19 protein-coding genes are annotated in these 16,648 nt (G+C 51.0%); 14 read left to right on the top strand and 5 right to left on the bottom strand.

The window, feature by feature from the left end:
* Window positions 1-17 precede the first annotated feature (17 nt).
* The 3 genes from rseA to rseC are packed head-to-tail and all read left to right on the top strand — an operon-like array spanning window position 18 to window position 2,115.
* Complete coding sequence (gene rseA, locus EAH77_RS05370) at window positions 18-668, top strand: anti-sigma-E factor RseA (RefSeq protein ID WP_140470766.1); 651 nt, start codon at window positions 18-20, stop codon at window positions 666-668.
* Window positions 668-1,618, top strand: a complete 951-nt coding sequence (rseB, locus tag EAH77_RS05365; protein ID WP_140470765.1) for a sigma-E factor regulatory protein RseB — start codon at window positions 668-670, stop codon at window positions 1,616-1,618. The genes rseA and rseB overlap by 1 nt, the downstream gene beginning before the upstream one ends.
* 17 nt (window positions 1,619-1,635) lie before the next feature.
* The gene (gene rseC, locus EAH77_RS05360) at window positions 1,636-2,115 is read left to right on the top strand and encodes a SoxR-reducing system protein RseC (protein ID WP_140470764.1); all 480 of its coding nucleotides are present in this window, start codon (window positions 1,636-1,638) and stop codon (window positions 2,113-2,115) included.
* Window positions 2,116-2,135: 20 nt separating this feature from the next.
* On the opposite strand, the gene EAH77_RS05355 is transcribed toward rseC, so the two are convergent.
* Window positions 2,136-2,957 carry a DUF308 domain-containing protein gene (locus EAH77_RS05355; RefSeq protein WP_140470763.1) on the bottom strand — a complete coding sequence of 274 codons (822 nt, stop codon included), beginning with the start codon at window positions 2,955-2,957 and terminating at the stop codon, window positions 2,136-2,138.
* A gap of 393 nt (window positions 2,958-3,350) precedes the next feature.
* Between EAH77_RS05355 and lepA the strand changes: the two genes are divergently transcribed.
* The 7 genes from lepA (at window position 3,351) to acpS (ending at window position 9,920) form a co-directional block, all read left to right on the top strand.
* Window positions 3,351-5,150, top strand: coding sequence for a translation elongation factor 4 (lepA, locus tag EAH77_RS05350; RefSeq protein WP_140470762.1), 1,800 nt, complete (start codon window positions 3,351-3,353; stop codon window positions 5,148-5,150).
* 26 nt (window positions 5,151-5,176) lie between these two features.
* A complete protein-coding gene (lepB, locus tag EAH77_RS05345; RefSeq protein WP_140470761.1) occupies window positions 5,177-6,154 on the top strand; it encodes a signal peptidase I in 978 nt (325 codons plus the stop codon).
* A gap of 218 nt (window positions 6,155-6,372) precedes the next feature.
* Window positions 6,373-7,053: a ribonuclease III gene (gene rnc, locus EAH77_RS05340; protein WP_140470760.1), complete on the top strand. Its 681-nt coding sequence runs from the start codon at window positions 6,373-6,375 to the stop codon at window positions 7,051-7,053.
* The gene (gene era / locus EAH77_RS05335; protein WP_140470759.1) at window positions 7,050-7,955 is read left to right on the top strand and encodes a GTPase Era; all 906 of its coding nucleotides are present in this window, start codon (window positions 7,050-7,052) and stop codon (window positions 7,953-7,955) included. The genes rnc and era overlap by 4 nt, the downstream gene beginning before the upstream one ends.
* An 11-nt stretch (window positions 7,956-7,966) precedes the next feature.
* Entirely contained in the window at window positions 7,967-8,704 is a 738-nt protein-coding gene (gene recO / locus EAH77_RS05330; RefSeq protein WP_140470758.1) for a DNA repair protein RecO, read from the top strand.
* Window positions 8,705-8,808: 104 nt separating this feature from the next.
* Complete coding sequence (pdxJ, locus tag EAH77_RS05325) at window positions 8,809-9,540, top strand: pyridoxine 5'-phosphate synthase (protein ID WP_140470757.1); 732 nt, start codon at window positions 8,809-8,811, stop codon at window positions 9,538-9,540.
* The gene (gene acpS, locus EAH77_RS05320; RefSeq protein ID WP_140470756.1) at window positions 9,540-9,920 is read left to right on the top strand and encodes a holo-ACP synthase; all 381 of its coding nucleotides are present in this window, start codon (window positions 9,540-9,542) and stop codon (window positions 9,918-9,920) included. Before pdxJ ends, acpS begins: the two co-directional genes overlap by 1 nt.
* Before the next feature lie 22 nt (window positions 9,921-9,942).
* Here acpS and EAH77_RS05315 read toward each other — a convergent pair whose 3' ends face one another.
* The 4 genes from EAH77_RS05315 to EAH77_RS05300 all read right to left on the bottom strand — a co-directional run bounded on the left by EAH77_RS05315 (window position 9,943) and on the right by EAH77_RS05300 (window position 12,940).
* Window positions 9,943-10,197: a YfhL family 4Fe-4S dicluster ferredoxin gene (locus tag EAH77_RS05315; RefSeq protein WP_140470755.1), complete on the bottom strand. Its 255-nt coding sequence runs from the start codon at window positions 10,195-10,197 to the stop codon at window positions 9,943-9,945.
* A gap of 678 nt (window positions 10,198-10,875) precedes the next feature.
* Window positions 10,876-11,358: a YbjP/YqhG family protein gene (locus tag EAH77_RS05310; RefSeq protein ID WP_140470754.1), complete on the bottom strand. Its 483-nt coding sequence runs from the start codon at window positions 11,356-11,358 to the stop codon at window positions 10,876-10,878.
* Entirely contained in the window at window positions 11,358-11,726 is a 369-nt protein-coding gene (locus EAH77_RS05305; RefSeq protein WP_140470753.1) for a hypothetical protein, read from the bottom strand. The genes EAH77_RS05310 and EAH77_RS05305 overlap by 1 nt, the downstream gene beginning before the upstream one ends.
* 365 nt (window positions 11,727-12,091) lie before the next feature.
* The gene (locus EAH77_RS05300) at window positions 12,092-12,940 is read right to left on the bottom strand and encodes a MurR/RpiR family transcriptional regulator (protein ID WP_140470752.1); all 849 of its coding nucleotides are present in this window, start codon (window positions 12,938-12,940) and stop codon (window positions 12,092-12,094) included.
* Window positions 12,941-13,086: 146 nt separating this feature from the next.
* On the opposite strand from EAH77_RS05300, the gene murQ reads away from it, so the two are divergent.
* The 4 genes from murQ to tadA all read left to right on the top strand — a co-directional run bounded on the left by murQ (window position 13,087) and on the right by tadA (window position 16,648).
* Entirely contained in the window at window positions 13,087-13,980 is an 894-nt protein-coding gene (gene murQ, locus EAH77_RS05295; RefSeq protein WP_140470751.1) for an N-acetylmuramic acid 6-phosphate etherase, read from the top strand.
* A gap of 40 nt (window positions 13,981-14,020) precedes the next feature.
* Entirely contained in the window at window positions 14,021-15,385 is a 1,365-nt protein-coding gene (locus EAH77_RS05290) for a PTS transporter subunit EIIC (RefSeq protein WP_140470878.1), read from the top strand.
* A 4-nt stretch (window positions 15,386-15,389) separates the two neighbouring features.
* Window positions 15,390-16,028 (top strand): phosphatidylglycerophosphatase C, encoded by a 639-nt coding sequence (gene yfhb, locus EAH77_RS05285; RefSeq protein ID WP_140470750.1) that lies wholly within the window; start codon window positions 15,390-15,392, stop codon window positions 16,026-16,028.
* Between the two features lie 101 nt (window positions 16,029-16,129).
* Complete coding sequence (gene tadA / locus EAH77_RS05280; protein WP_277752541.1) at window positions 16,130-16,648, top strand: tRNA adenosine(34) deaminase TadA; 519 nt, start codon at window positions 16,130-16,132, stop codon at window positions 16,646-16,648.

The raw sequence follows: 16,648 nt of genomic DNA, 5'->3' as shown, positions 1-16,648 counted from the left end.
AGGAAGGGTACTTAGGCATGCAGAAAGAAAAGCTTTCCGCTCTAATGGATGGTGAAGTCTTAGATTCCGAACTGCTGAGTTCGCTGTCGGAAGATAAAACACTTCAACAAAGCTGGCAGAGTTATCACTTGATCCGCGATAGTATGCGCGGTGATATGGGAAATGTTGTGCATCTGGATATCGCAGATCGTGTAGCCGCTGCGTTAGCTAATGAGCCTGCCCGTTTGGTTCCTGGCGCTGTTCCAGAATCACAGCCACAGCCCCATACCTGGCAAAAAATGCCGTTCTGGCATAAAGTGCGCCCATGGGCAAGCCAACTGACTCAGGTTGGTGTTGCGGCTTGTGTTTCACTGGCAGTGATCGTCGGTGTGCAATATTACAACCAGCCAGATGCATCAGGTGCTTCACCTGAAACGCCAGCGTTCAATACGTTGCCGATGATGGGTAAAGCGTCGCCGGTAAGTTTTGGTGTGCCTAACAGCGACAGTACGTCGATCAGTGGACAGCAGAATGTGCAGGAACAACGCAAACGCGTTAATGCCATGTTGCAGGATTACGAACTGCAGCGCAGATTGCACTCTGATCAGCTCCAGTTGGAATCGGCCACGCCACAACAGGCCGGCGTTCAGGTACCCGGAACTCAGTCTTTAGGAATGCAAACGCAGTAATGAAGCAATTTTGGTTTGCCGTCTGTTTAATGACCGGCAGCCTGCATATTCCAGCAATCGCCTCGGCAGTACCAACGCCCGAGGCGTTATTGCAGGGAATGAGTAAGGCGAGCCAGTCATTAAATTATGAAATTTCATTTATTAGCATTACTAAGCAAGGGATTGATTCCTATCGCTATCGTCATGCTATCTCCAATAATTTGCCTCTCGCGCAGTTAGTCCTCATGGACGGACCCCGACGTGAAATCGTTCAACGTGGTAAAGACATCAGCTATTTTGAAACTGGCTTACAGCCTTTCACGCTTGATGGTGACCACATTGTTGATTCTTTGCCTGCGATTGTTTTCAGTGATTTCAGTCGTTTGACAAAATATTATGATTTCATCCCGGTGGGCAGGGCACGTGCGGTTGACCGTCTTAGCCAGGTTATTCGTGTTGTCTCTCGTGATGGTACCCGGTTTAGTTACGTGATCTGGATTGATGAAACCACCAGGCTGCCGTTGCGCGTTGATCTCCTTGACCGCGATGGTGAGACGCTGGAACAATTCAGGATCATCTCTTTTGTTGCTGATGCAGCGGTTAAAGAATCACTCACGACGTTAGAGAAAGCGACACTGCCGCCAGTGCTTGCTGTGCCAGCCGGTGACAAAGCTCAGTTTTCCTGGCAGCCCAAATGGTTACCGGATGGCGTGACTGAAGTCGCTAGCAGCCGCAGAAACTTGCCAAATATGCCGGTCGCGATAGAATCACGTCTTTACTCCGACGGGCTTTTTAGTTTCTCGGTCAACGTGAATACGACAACCAGTGCGCCTGCTGAACAGTTGGTCAGGCAGGGACGTCGTACAGTGCAAACAGAGATCCGTGACGCCAATGAAATTACCGTTGTAGGTGAGTTACCCCCTGCAACTGCCAAGAGAATTGCTGACAGCATTGTGTTTGCTGCGCAATAAAAGGTCAGGTTATTAACATGATGAAAGAATGGGCCACTGTGATTTCGTGGCAGGACGGTATTGCTACGTTGCGTTGTGAAACGCAAGCAGGTTGCAGCAGCTGCCATTCGCGATCTGGCTGCGGAGCACGGGTTCTCAACGAGCTTGGTCCACAGACTGAACATAATCTTCAGGTCAATATTGCCGAGCCTCTTCAGCCTGGTCAAAAAGTTGAACTTGGCATTACGGAAGGCAGCTTACTTCGTTCCGCCTTTCTCGTGTATATGACCCCGTTGCTGGGCGTTATTTTTGGGGGAGGGTTACTGCAATGGTTGACGCAGGGAGATCTCTACTCAGTGATTGGGGCGGTTACCGGGGGCGCAGTGGGTTTTGTTATTGCGCGCGCGCTCGCGTCGAAGCTGGAAGATCAGGCGGGGTATCAGCCGGTTATATTACAAATCGGTTTACCCCCTGATGCCTTTCGATTTCAACCCAAAAATACTCAGCTTCCTTCCTGATGATCGATTGCGTGGTCATTCTAATCCCTGATCGGAATCCTGTTTTGAATCATATGTTCAATAAGTGCGATGAAAAGATCGGCGCTGAACAGTGATGTATAAAGTATGGAAAAAAGAATCCGCCCGTGAGCATCGAGTAGACGAACCCTCTGACTGTTACAACCCCCGCTAATATAGTGTATATCCTCGACCTGTACGCAAAGCCCATCATCTGATGTAATAAGTCTTGCACTAAGTCTTAGTTTTTTCTCATTTAGCATCAGCAGGTTACGACTGAAGATGTGCTGAAATTTATACTTTGATTCAGCCAGATAAGTGAAGGAAACACTGCCATCGTTAGCCAGAATAGTCAGCGACTGTGGGCCACGTGACATCAATTGTTCATTCTTTATCACTTCAATCAGTCTTTCGGAATGCGTGATGTTCGGGGTTATCTTGTGCCAGGATTTATCCTTTCCTTCACGAAACACCATCGTATTTAATATTTTCCGGCTATATTTACCAGTTCTGTAACGGTATATCTCGGTTATTGTGTCAAAAGGGACAAAACGATGTTTTTGATCCCTTTCATTAATCACCGATATTCCATTTTCGTGTAATTGGTAAATTTGTTTAGGTTTGATGTAGTGCCTGATAAAAAATAAAAGGGTGCCTAAGCCGATGCTGAAAATAGCCGATGTCGTAATAATGTGCAGGCCGCCGCTTCCCGTTCTTCCAAAAGCAAGAAGGAAAACGAACTGTACTGCCCCTCCCACGATTAACAGCGTGGCAAATACCATAGTGATCCACGAGTTGGCTCTGGCAAAGCCATGCTGACTGAGCAGCCGTCCTTCATTGATCATGATGCTAACCTTGTGACCGGATTGAGAAAAGTAAGACAAAACAGGGAATCAAAGGAACTGAAATGGACTGAAGATAAATGCTTTTATAACAGTCATTTAAAGCTTTTTTTGTTGTTGAGTAAATGAGCATTTTCCTAAAATCCAGCGACTCATCGGTTCTGGCATCGGCGGGGGATTTCAATGATGCAGACTTGCTTACAACTTATTGCATTTGCTGCTGCAGGGTGTAACGAGAAGATAGGCATAATCCTCAGTTAGGTGGCGGGGAGACTAGGTTTTCACGGCCCTCACATGTAGAATGCTGCGACTCAGGCGAAAGACAGCCAACCTACAAACCGTCGCTGTGTTGTTATGGCGAATGATTCAGAAATACCAAGGTAGAAAATCTTTATAATGAAGAACATAAGAAACTTTTCCATCATCGCCCACATTGACCACGGTAAGTCGACGCTGTCCGACCGTATTATTCAAATCTGCGGTGGCTTGTCCGATCGTGAAATGGAAGCCCAGGTTCTTGACTCCATGGACCTAGAGCGTGAGCGTGGTATTACCATCAAAGCCCAGAGCGTGACGCTGGACTACAAAGCAAAAGATGGTGAGATTTACCACCTGAACTTCATTGATACCCCTGGCCATGTCGACTTCTCTTATGAAGTTTCGCGCTCCCTCGCTGCTTGTGAAGGCGCATTGCTGGTGGTTGATGCCGGGCAGGGCGTAGAAGCCCAGACGCTGGCGAACTGTTACACCGCGATGGAAATGAATCTCGAAGTCGTGCCGGTCTTGAATAAGATTGACCTGCCAGCGGCGGATCCCGATCGCGTAGCACAGGAAATCGAAGATATCGTCGGTATTGATGCCACGGACGCCGTGCGCTGCTCTGCCAAAACCGGCGTGGGTGTGCCAGACATTCTGGAACGTTTGGTGCGCGATATTCCGCCGCCAGAAGGTGATCCTGAAGCTCCTTTGCAGGCGCTGATCATCGACTCATGGTTCGATAACTACCTTGGCGTGGTTTCTTTGGTCCGTATTAAAAACGGCACCATGAGAAAGGGCGACAAAATTAAAGTGATGAGTACTGGTCAGGTATACAACGCAGATCGTCTGGGTATCTTCACGCCAAAACGCGTCGACCGTGATGTGTTGGGTTGCGGGGAAGTTGGCTGGCTGGTTTGTGCTATCAAAGAAATTATGGGCGCGCCAGTGGGCGATACCCTGACCTTGTCCCGTAATCCTGCGGACAAACCGTTGCCTGGTTTTAAGAAAGTAAAACCTCAGGTTTATGCGGGCCTGTTCCCGGTCAGCTCTGACGATTACGAAAACTTCCGAGATGCACTCGGCAAACTCAGCCTGAATGATGCTTCTCTGTTCTATGAACCAGAAAGCTCTACTGCGTTGGGCTTTGGCTTCCGCTGTGGCTTCCTGGGCTTATTGCACATGGAGATCATTCAGGAGCGTCTGGAGCGTGAATACGATCTGGATCTGATCACCACCGCACCGACGGTTGTGTATGAAGTTGAAACTACCAGTAAAGAGACCATTTACGTTGATAGCCCGTCTAAGCTGCCAGCGCTGAATAACATCGAAGAGCTGCGTGAGCCCATCGCTGAATGTCACATGCTGATGCCCCAGGAATATCTGGGCAGCGTGATCACCTTGTGCATTGAGAAACGTGGCATGCAGACTAACATGGTTTACCACGGTAACCAGGTTGCGCTGACCTATGAAATCCCAATGGCCGAAGTGGTGCTGGACTTCTTTGACCGTCTGAAATCCACCTCCCGTGGTTACGCCTCGCTGGACTACAATTTTAAACGTTTCCAGACTTCAGACATGGTGCGTGTTGATGTTCTGATCAACGGCGAGCGGGTTGATGCGCTGGCGCTGATCACGCACCGCGGTAACTCTCAGTTCCGTGGTCGTCAGTTGGTTGAAAAGATGCAGGAACTTATCCCGCGCCAGCAATTTGATATCGCGATTCAGGCAGCTATTGGTGCCCATATCATCGCGCGTGCAACCGTTAAGCAATTACGTAAAAACGTATTGGCGAAATGTTACGGTGGCGACGTGAGTCGTAAGAAGAAACTGCTGCAGAAACAGAAAGATGGTAAGAAACGCATGAAACAGGTTGGTAACGTTGAGTTACCACAAGAAGCGTTCCTGGCTATTCTTCATGTTGGTAAAGACAGCAAATAAGTTCTCATTAAGTCTTAGGAGTATGCATGGCTAACATGTTTGCCTTGATCCTGGCGGTTGCAACGCTGGTGTCCGGGATCATCTGGTGTCTTGATCGTTTCAAGCTCGCTCCGGCTCGCCGGGCGAAAATTGCCAGACTCAAAGTTGAAACTGCCGGTACAGTGGATGAAAAAGCGTTGAGCAAAGCGGCTAAACAGCCAGGCTGGGTGGAAACTTGTGCTTCTGTTTTTCCGGTATTGCTGGTGGTCTTCGTGGTGCGTTCATTTATTTACGAACCCTTCCAGATCCCATCCGGTTCTATGATGCCAACGCTGTTGGTTGGCGATTTTATTGTGGTTGAGAAATATGCCTACGGCCTGAAAGACCCCATCACGCAAACCAAGCTTATTCCAACCGGTGAACCTAAACGCGGCGATGTAGTGGTGTTTAAATATCCGCTGGATCCAAGTCTGGATTACATCAAACGTTTAGTCGGCTTGCCGGGTGACCGAGTGACTTATGATCCGTTCAATAAGGAAGTCACTATTCAGCCAGCTTGTAACAGTGGTCAGAATTGCAGTACCGCGCTGGCGGTAACTTACAGTACCGGTCATGCGAGTGACTTCGTGCAGACTTTTGGTCAGTCTTCTGGCAGCGAAACGAGCAGCGGCTTCTTTGAAATTCCCCCTTCGGCGAACGTGCCGCAAGATGGCATTCGTTTGCTTGAACGTCAGGAAACACTGGGCAACGTGATGCATCCTATCCTGACCGTTCCCGGCGCACGCGATCAGCTTGGTGCTTACTATCAGCAACCGGGTCAGCCTATGGGCACCTGGGTTGTTCCGGCCGGCCATTACTTCATGATGGGCGACAACCGTGATAACAGCGCTGACAGCCGTTATTGGGGCTTTGTACCGGAGAAAAATCTGGTCGGCCGCGCATCCGCTATTTGGATGAGTTTTAAAAAGCAGGAAGGTGAGTGGCCAACGGGCGTCCGCCTGAGCCGTATCGGTGGAATTCATTAATTTAATGCCGGCTATTTCCGCAGCATTATATTTCCACACGTTGTAGAATACCCTTTCGAGCGATAAAAGTTGGCTCCCCTGATTTGTTCTCTTTTATTAGAAAGAAAGAACAACAGAGGGGGCCACTGCAAACGAAACAGCTTTGGATTTGCTTTAGGCGAAGCAGGCCTGTTCCGTATGCTGAAGTTTTTGACGCATTCTTGATCTATTGGTAACTCATGAATCCCATCGTAATAAATAGGCTACAGCGAAAGCTGGGCTACACTTTTCAACAGCAGGAGCTCTTATTGCAGGCACTGACTCACCGCAGCGCCAGCAGCAAACATAACGAGCGGTTAGAATTCCTGGGTGACTCAATCCTTAGTTATGTTATCGCCAATGCGCTTTATCACCGCTTTCCCCGCGTTGATGAAGGCGATATGAGCCGGATGCGTGCGACGCTGGTGCGTGGCAATACATTGGCTGAAATGGCGCGTGAATTTGATCTCGGCGAATGTTTGCGTTTAGGGCCGGGAGAATTGAAAAGTGGTGGTTTCCGCCGCGAGTCCATTCTTGCGGATACGGTGGAGGCGCTCATTGGCGGCGTATTCCTGGACAGTGATATCCAAAACGTCGAAAGGCTGATTCTCGAATGGTATCGCAGTCGTCTTGACGAAATCAGTCCCGGTGATAAGCAGAAAGACCCGAAAACCCGTTTACAGGAGTTTTTACAGGGCCGTCATCTGCCGTTGCCTTCTTATCTGGTTGTGCAGGTTCGCGGTGAAGCGCACGATCAGGAGTTTACTATCCACTGCCAGGTCAGTGGCTTGAACCAGCCGGTTGTAGGAACCGGTTCAAGTCGCAGAAAAGCCGAGCAGGCGGCAGCGGAACAAGCGCTGATACAGCTGGAGCTTGAATGAGCGAAGAAAAAAATTATTGTGGTTTTGTAGCCATCGTGGGCCGTCCAAACGTCGGCAAATCGACCTTGCTGAACGAATTACTGGGGCAAAAGATCTCCATTACTTCGCGGAAACCACAAACAACCCGTCATCGTATTATGGGCATCCACACAGAAGGTCCTTATCAGGCTATCTACGTTGATACCCCTGGGTTACATATTGAAGAAAAACGGGCGATTAACCGCCTGATGAACCGCGCCGCCAGCAGCTCCATCGGTGATGTTGAGCTGGTGATTTTCGTGGTTGAAGGCACCCACTGGACGCCTGACGACGAAATGGTCGTCAATAAACTGCGCGACAGTAAAGCCCCGGTTCTGCTGGCGATTAACAAAATCGACAATGTCACTGACAAATCGAAGCTGTTGCCACACCTGCAGTTCCTCAGCGAGCAGATGAACTTCATCGACATCGTGCCAATGTCTGCCGAGAAAGGTATTAACATTGATACCCTCGCCAGCATTGTTCGTAAGCGCTTGCCAGAAGCTGTTCATCATTTCCCTGAAGATTACATCACTGACCGTTCACAGCGTTTTATGGCCTCTGAAATCATCCGTGAAAAACTGATGCGTTTCCTGGGTGAAGAACTGCCATACTCGGTGACGGTGGAAATCGAACGTTTCGTGACTAACGCTCGCGGCGGCTACGACATCAATGGCTTGATTCTGGTTGAACGTGAAGGCCAGAAGAAAATGGTCATCGGTAACAAAGGTTCGAAAATCAAAACCATTGGTATCGAAGCACGTCAGGACATGGAAAACATGTTCGAAGCGAAAGTCCATCTTGAGCTGTGGGTCAAGGTTAAATCCGGTTGGGCAGATGACGAACGTGCACTGCGCAGCCTGGGTTATGTAGACGACTTATAAGGTCCGCGCCTATGGAAGGCTGGCAACGCGCATTTGTTTTGCATGGGCGACCTTACAGTGAAACCAGTTTAATGCTGGATCTGTTCACTGAAGGACAAGGGCGGGTGCGCATTCTTGCAAAAGGTGCGCGCGGTCGTCGGTCAAATTTAAAAGGCTGCTTGCAGCCTTTTACGCCTTTATTGGTGCGCTGGAGCGGGCGAGGGGAAGTGAAAACCCTACGTAACGCCGAGCCAGTTTCCCTCGCATTACCACTAACGGGTTCGATGCTTTACAGCGGCCTTTACGTCAACGAGCTGGTTTCTCGTGTGCTTGAGCAGGAGACCAACTACTCTTCTCTGTTTTTCGATTACCTCAACTGTTTGCAGAATCTGGCTGGTGCCAGCGGTTCGCCTGAGCAGCCTCTGCGCCAGTTCGAACTGGCTTTGCTCAGTCATCTCGGCTATGGGGTCGATTTCCTGCATTGTGCAGGCAGCGGGGAAGAAGTGAGCGACACCATGACGTACCGCTATCGTGAAGAAAAAGGCTTTATTGCCAGTCTGGTTATCGATAACACCAGCTTCACCGGGCGGGACCTCAAGGCATTGGCCAACCGGGAGTTCCCCGATGCGCTGACCCTGCGCGCAGCCAAGCGTTTTACCCGTATGGCGCTGAAGCCGTATTTGGGTGGTAAACCACTGAAAAGCCGTGAACTCTTTCGTCAATTTTTCGTTAAAAAGCCTGACACCTCTTCTGGCAATTCTGCCAGCTAATTTATCCTGCGGGCTACACCCCAGTGCGCTGTAAGGTGTAAACTGCGGGAATCGCTTTTTTTGATCCATCCTTAAATCAACCCATTCTAAAATCTGGAGCTGTTATGGCTGAATTGCTGCTGGGCGTTAACATCGATCACATCGCAACACTGCGTAATGCGCGCGGTACGGCTTACCCGGATCCGGTTCAGGCTGCGTTTATTGCCGAGCAGGCTGGTGCTGACGGTATTACCGTGCACCTGCGTGAAGATCGCCGGCATATTACCGACCGCGACGTACGTTTGCTACGTCAGACCATCCAGACCCGCATGAATCTTGAGATGGCTGTGACCGACGAAATGGTGGGGATTGCCTGCGAAATCGAACCACATTTTTGCTGTCTGGTGCCTGAAAAACGCGAAGAGGTGACCACGGAAGGCGGTCTGGATGTTGCCGGTCAGATAGAAAAAATGACCGTGGCCGTCTCCCGTTTAACCGAAGCTGGCATCTTGGTGTCGTTGTTTATCGATGCTGACCTGCGCCAGATCGACGCAGCTGTCGCTGTCGGCGCACCCTACATTGAGATCCACACCGGTGCCTATGCCGATGCGAAAAATGATCTTGAACGCCGTGCTGAACTCGAGCGCATTAAACAGGCAGCCGCTTATGCTGCGGGCAAGGGGCTAAAGGTGAACGCCGGTCATGGCCTGACCTATCACAATGTGCAGCCAATTGCCGCGTTACCGGAAATGCATGAATTGAACATCGGCCACGCTATCATCGGCCAGGCAGTGATGGATGGTCTGTCAGGTGCGGTGCGCGAAATGAAAGTGCTGATGCGTGAAGCACGCCGGTAATGGCTATCCTCGGGCTTGGCACTGACATTGTAGAGATCACCCGTATCGAAGCCGTGGTTGAGCGCAGCGGTGACCGTTTGGCGAAGCGCATTCTCTGTGACAACGAGTGGCTGCTTTATCAGAACCATCAGCAACCGGTGCGTTTTCTGGCCAAGCGCTTTGCGGTAAAAGAGGCTGCGGCCAAGGCGTTGGGAACCGGGATTCGCAACGGTCTGGCGTTTGAACAATTTGAAGTGGTCAACGATCTGCTGGGGAAACCGGGGTTGATATTTCACGACCGTGCAGCGGAAATGGCGGCAGAGTTAGGGGTCAAAGCGGTACACGTTACGCTGGCCGACGAACGGCGTTATGCGTGCGCGACGGTCATCATAGAGAGTTGATCCGTTACATCACGTTGTTAAGCTAAACAGCGTGATGTAATTCCACAAACTTATCCCACAGCTGTTCGTTGGTTTCGCTGTGCGCGGGATCGATGATGATAGTGTTATCGATCGGGCAGACGCTCTGGCAGGTCGGTTTATCATAGTGGCCGATGCATTCGGTACAGCGGTCGCTGTCAATTTCGTAAATCTCATCGCCCATCGAGATGGCTTGGTTCGGACACTCCGGCTCGCACATGTCGCAATTGATGCATTTTTTAGTAATCAATAGAGCCATTTCAATAACTTACCCATTAAATCCTGTTATATCATGTATTTATGGTGCTTTCGCATTGAGTGCCATTGCGCACCATGCGGATGCAAAACAACCGTTAAATACGTTATAAAACCTTGCTCGGTAACACGGAATGGCAACATATGCCTTTTTCTGAGCGCCATTTTATCCGCATGTGTGTGCTTATGCGCTGGTGGCTCTGATGCAAGGAAATATTAATGCCGAGCACTGTAACACAAAAGCCAATTGACCCCAATAACGCCGATTTTATAGCCGCATCTGAACGCTGAGAGTCATGTAAGCCACCCTGCACCGAGGCGCGCATGTGCGGCGGCTAAAATCATTCCGGCACACATCGATCAACCCCGTAGATCAAAGTACGAAAAGAAAGCTACCTGCGTACTGGCCCGAAGATAACTTAGCCCATGCGCAAGAAATAGCAGGTAGCTTTACGACAAGCAGCAAAAAGAAATTAAAGGGGATGAGCGTTACGTTGATTACTTTACCTGAGCTCATGACACTAACCGTCCAGTGCCTGGTAGCAACGCAAGGCTTTGGCGACACGGAAGATCAGGAGTGGTACATAGCAAAGTTTGATATTGAGCTTGGTGTCCAGGGGGCACAATCAATATGGAGTTCGAATAAATATTATTTGAGCCCCATTTACGCCGCAAAGTTAAATCACCAACCGCGCTTAATCCGACCCGCATCGAAAATTGGAGCCTCATAGTTATTCGAAATATCGCGAACGCGGTATATCTTCCAGGCCCCAGCTTCTTTCCTCACATAAGCCTCAAGTTGCTTATGCTTCCCTTCTTCTATACCTAATGAAACATCTACGACTTTACCGCCCATTAGATCATGTGCAGGCCCAACTTTTAACGCTGGTATCCACGCCTGATCGTAATCTTGCGTATACGTGAAGTAATCAGAACCAAGAATTTCTTGTTCCGGGATTTTGTCGATCACTGCAAATTGTCTGAGTGTTTCAGCAGATACATAGCACCGCATCTGCACCGAATCATTTGAAGGCGGATCACCAGCAAAAGTTGGCAAATAAAATTCATAAAAATCGGCCACTTGTTTAATAGCCTGCTGATTTTCTGACTCTCCAGAACTGCACGCCGCTAACAGGCCGATGGCCAGCAGAATGAGTATGCGCATCAGTTTTTCCTGTAAATTTTATAAGACGGATGGAAGTTTCTGTATCCATCACCCGGATACATGCTTCTTTGCCTGAAATCTGAATACCAAGTTGTTCCATCGTACATCGTCATATGACTAGACGGATTCCCGCCAGGATAAGGCTGGATAACTGCGACGTCTCCAGCTTGTAATGTTGAGCCAGCCGGAACTTCATGAAAACCAGCCCGCTCGAGCGGACGGCCATAGTTTTTTGCATCCCTTTCATAGCCAAGATCAACGCCTCCAGCCCTAATGGCTGCACCGGTGAACTCCGCGCATCGATGATGAGAAGTTGCCCCCGCGCGCAATCTGATGTGTGAAACTGCAGTGTCTCTGTTCCAACTCATAATGCCTCCTATGGCGTAAATTTGAGTTAAAGACGAGTTTAAATAATTAACCTTATAAATCTCATGGTTTATTGTAACAATTCAAAGATTGCGACGTGGTGCAGCGTTCTTATTAAGGTGTTTTTGTGTTGCGAAGGAGAGATAATGGAAAAATATGGAGGATTTAAGTTACGCGAAAAGTAACACGTTAATTTAATTAATTGGATTTATATGAATGTTCGCACATGTCGCAATTGATGCATTTGTGTGTGATAAGCAGGGCCATAATTTCTCTCGTGTCAGCAATAATCCGGGCGCGCAGTATAGCAGATTTGACTGCCGCAGCGCCTTTGCGCATTGCCTATTCCTCCCTGAAATGATCCGGATCAAACCAGCTTTTTCACCAACTCTTCGCTATGTTTGATTCTTTCCGGCGCATGAGCGGTATCCTGCTGAATAAGGGCCATAAACAGCAGATCGGTGAGGGAGTATTGCGCCGTGGTGGCTGACACTGCCGCGCCCCGGGTTGCGGGCAGCACTGCCACGGTATAAAGACAATGGTCGGCCTGCTGCTGAAGCGAATTGGGTGAAAACCCGGTCAGCGCCAGCACTTTTGCGCCGCTTTGACGTGCGACATCCGCCGCCAGATTAATCTCCCGCCTTTCACCACTGGAAGAAATGGCCAACAGTAAGTCTGTTTCTGACAACGCCTGAGCGGTCGCCAGCAGCACATGCGTATCCGACTCCGCGATAGCCGTCAGACCAATTTTAAGCAGTTTATACGCCAAATCTTTTGCCACCAGCCCGGATGCACCAATCCCGGTCAGGACTATCTTTCGTGCACCGACCAGCATCGCCAGGGCTTGTTGCAGCCGCTGCTCACTGTTGATATCCAGGGTCGCGCGCAGAGCGGACTGCTTCTCGGCCAGTAACTTCTCGCCTACCACCTGCAAACTGTCGGTGCTGATAATCTGATTATGCACCGTCACCGCCAGCTCAGTTTGTGGCTGCGCCAGCGCTTCGCTCATAGCCAGCTTTAATGCGGGGAAACCTTTGTACCCCAGTTTTTGCGCGAATTTCACCACGCCGGACTGGCTGACCCCCACCAGCTCAGCCAATTTTTGCGAGCTCAGATGCCTGGCCTGTTCCGGCTGTTCAAGCAGGAAATCCGCCAGTTTGCGATCATTTTGTGCCAACGCCGGATAGATTTGGCGGATACGGATCATGCTGCTCATTGTTCGAACCCCTTGCCATGGCGACTCTACCGTCATCACGATTTAAGAATTATGTTATCTAAAGTAGCAAATATTGCTCGCCTTTAAGAATAAAATATTCAAATATCGATTAATATTTTTGAATTAAAAATTCACGAGGTAATGTTATGAATTTAGGCGCTCTGGTTTCCGAAAGCCGTAATCCGGCAACAATGGGCCTCGACGAAATGTCGACGCTCGATATGGTGGCTGTTTTTAATCATGAAGACAGCAAAGTCCCCGAGGCTATACGCGTGGTTTTGCCGCAAGTGGCGCAGGCCGTCGATATGGCGGCGGCCTCTTTCAACGCCGGTGGCCGTTTGATTTATCTGGGAGCCGGTACCAGCGGGCGACTAGGCGTACTGGATGCCTCTGAATGCCCGCCAACCTTTGGTGTCCCGCACGGAAGGGTTATTGGTCTGATTGCCGGTGGTCCAGGTGCTTTGCTCAAAGCCGTCGAAGGGGCTGAAGACAGTGAAGCGTTGGGCGTTGAAGATTTGCAGAATATTAAACTCACCGCTGCCGACACTGTAGTCGGCCTCGCGGCATCGGGGCGCACACCTTATGTCATCGGTGCCCTGCGTTATGCCAGCCAGCTTGGCTGTGCGACGGTGGCTATCTCTTGTAACCCGGACTCACCCATTGCACATGAAGCGAAAGTGGCGATCTCTCCGGTGGTTGGGCCTGAAGCGCTGACCGGCTCAACCCGCATGAAATCCGGCACCGCGCAAAAGCTGGTGCTCAATATGATCTCCACCGGTGCGATGGTGAAAACCGGCAAGGTGTATCAGAACCTGATGGTCAATGTGAAAGCCACCAACGTCAAACTGGTGGACCGCGCCTGCCGCATCGTGGTTGAGGCCACCGGTGCCGCGCGCGCCGATGCCGAAGCGGCACTGGCGCAAACTGAATTTGAAGTTAAGCCGGCGATCCTGATGCTGCTAAGTCAAATCAGTGCCGAAGAGGCCATTCAGCGCCTGGCAACACATCACGGCTTCCTGCGCGCCGCTCTGGCGGGTTGATGCATTCAGACTGATTAAGGGGAAGGGTATGGCGACGGCAATGGATAAAACGCAACTTCTGGCATCGCAAATCCTGCAACGAGTGGGCGGAGAGGCGAACATCAGCAAGCTGGAAAACTGCATGACCCGCGTGCGGGTTGAAGTCCACGACGAGCAGCAGCTTGATCTCACCGACATTAAAACGCTGACCGGCATCAAGGGCTATATCAAGCAAGGTGAACAGCATCAGTTCATTGTTGGCCCCGGAGCGGCGGCCAAAGTCGTGGATGCCATGCGTGCGCTGCTGGTGGGGGGAGAAAGTGCTCCAGCACAAGATACCGTTTCACGTAATAAGGCTCGGGCCAAAGCAAAATATTCCGCCCCGATGAGCGGGGCGCTGCGCCAACTCGCCAATGTGTTTATTCCGCTGATCCCGGCGTTTATCGCCTCGGGCCTGATCATGGGCATCATCAATTTGCTCAAGCGGCCGGATATCGCCGGTTCACTGGCACTCGATTACCCCAATATTCTGGGCTTGCTGGCGATCTTCGGCGGTGCCGTATTTGCCATTATGAATATTCTGGTCGGCGTGAACGCCGCCCGAGTATTTGGCGGCTCTCAGGCCATGGGGGGCGTGATGGCCGGTATCCTCTCCAGCCCGGCGTTGGCGCAAATTACCCTGTTTGGTGAGACGTTACAGCCGGGGCGCGGCGGGGTTATCGCCGTATTATTCGTGGTGGCTTTGATGTGCTGGCTGGAAAAACGCCTGCGCCAGTGGCTACCGGAATCCGTTGAGCTGATACTTAATCCGCTGATCACCACGCTGATTACGGCCACGCTGGCGATTGTGATCCTTCAGCCGCTAGGTGGCGTAATCTCAGATGCCATCGCGCACGGCGTCAATATGGCGATTGATAAAGGCGGTTTAGTGGTGGGGGCGGTGCTGGCTGGGTTCTTCCTGCCGCTGGTCCTCTCCGGTCTGCATCAGGGGTTGGTGCCGATTCACGTCGAACTGATTCAGGCCCACGGTTCTAATCCGCTGTTGCCTATTTTAGCCATGGCTGGTGTTGGGCAGGTGGGCGCGGCCATTGCCGTCTATATGAAAACCCGCAATCCGCGGCTGAAAAAAGTGATTAAAGGTGCGCTGCCGGTGGGGATCCTCGGCATCGGTGAGCCGCTGATTTTCGGTGTGACGCTGCCTCTTGGCCGGCCATTTATCGGCGCCTGTTTAGGCGGCGCAGTCGGTGGTGCGCTAATCTGTTACTGGAAAGTCGCCACGGTGATCACTTTTGGCATCTCCGGTTTGCCGCTGGCGTTGACCATTGTCTCTGGAAAAGTGATGTTGTACCTGGCGGGGATATTGATTACCGTATTAGCCGGATTTATTTTCACCTGGATGATGGGGTTCAACGATCCCGAGGAGTAACGCATTGAGCGCGAAGGCGGATCGACGAGTAGTATTTTTTGACCTGGATGGCACGCTTCATCAGCAGGATATGTTCGGCACTTTTATGCGGTTTCTGTTGTGGCGGATGCCACAAAACCTGCTGCTGGTGGTGCCGCTGTTGCCCGTCGTGGGTCTTGGTATGCTGGTGCAGGGGCGGGCGACGCGCTGGCCGATGAGTTTATTGTTGTGGTCAATCACCTTTGGTCACCGCGAAGCCAAACTTAAAGATCTCGAACTGCGTTTTGTGAACTGGTTTCGCCAGAAAGTGGTGGTCTTTCCCGTAGTGCAGATGCGTTTACGTGACTACATTGAAAACCACGATGCCGAAGTCTGGCTGATCACCGGCTCGCCGGAAAATCTGGTGCAGCAGGTGTATAACACATCGCCTTTCCTGCCGCGGGTACGCCTGGTGGGAAGCCGTATGGCAAGAGGCAAAGGCGGCTGGGTTCTGCCCTTACGCTGTCTCGGCGAGGAGAAAGTGGCGCAGCTCGAACAACGCATCGGTTCCCCATTGAAACTCTACAGCGGCTACAGCGACAGCAAACAGGACAACCCGTTGTTGTTCTTTTGTGAGCACCGCTTTCGCGTCAGTAAACACGGTGAATTGCAGCAGCTTGAGTAAATAAGATCCGGTCGAATTCTTTTTTTACGGCTATTCAACGCATTGGTTGCCCCGGTTCCCTTCGGTATAATGACCACCGCAGAGATCGGGATGAGGTGAGAGTGACAGAGCAATACAGCGATGAAGATTGGATGCGCTACGCATTGAATCTGGCCCTTAAGGCGCAGGATGAGGGCGAAGTGCCCGTTGGGGCTGTGCTGGTGTTAGACAACCAGGTGATTGGCGAGGGCTGGAACCGACTTATTGGTCACCATGATCCCACCGCCCATGCTGAAATCATGGCGCTGAGGCAGGGCGGGCAAAACGTTCAGAATTACCGTCTGCTAGATGCCACTTTATACGTCACGCTGGAACCCTGCGTGATGTGTGCCGGGGCGATGATCCACGGCCGCATTCGGCGGGTTGTTTACGGCGCAGCGGATCATAAAACCGGTGCGGCAGGGTCACTGCTGGATATTTTAGGCCATCCGGGGATGAACCATCAGGTGCAGGTTATTTCAGGTATTCTGGCGGACGATTGCTCGGCGATGCTGAGCGCCTTTTTCCGCCAGCGTCGCAGTCAGCACAAAGCCCTTAAACTGGCGCAGCGCGAAGCAGCAGGGCCAGCCGACCCGGCCTGA

The sequence above is a fragment of the Ewingella americana genome, assembly GCF_006438725.1.
Lineage (GTDB): Bacteria > Pseudomonadota > Gammaproteobacteria > Enterobacterales > Enterobacteriaceae > Ewingella > Ewingella americana_A.
Note: the sequence above shows the minus strand (reverse complement) of the source record. Positions and strands in the feature narration are given on the sequence as shown.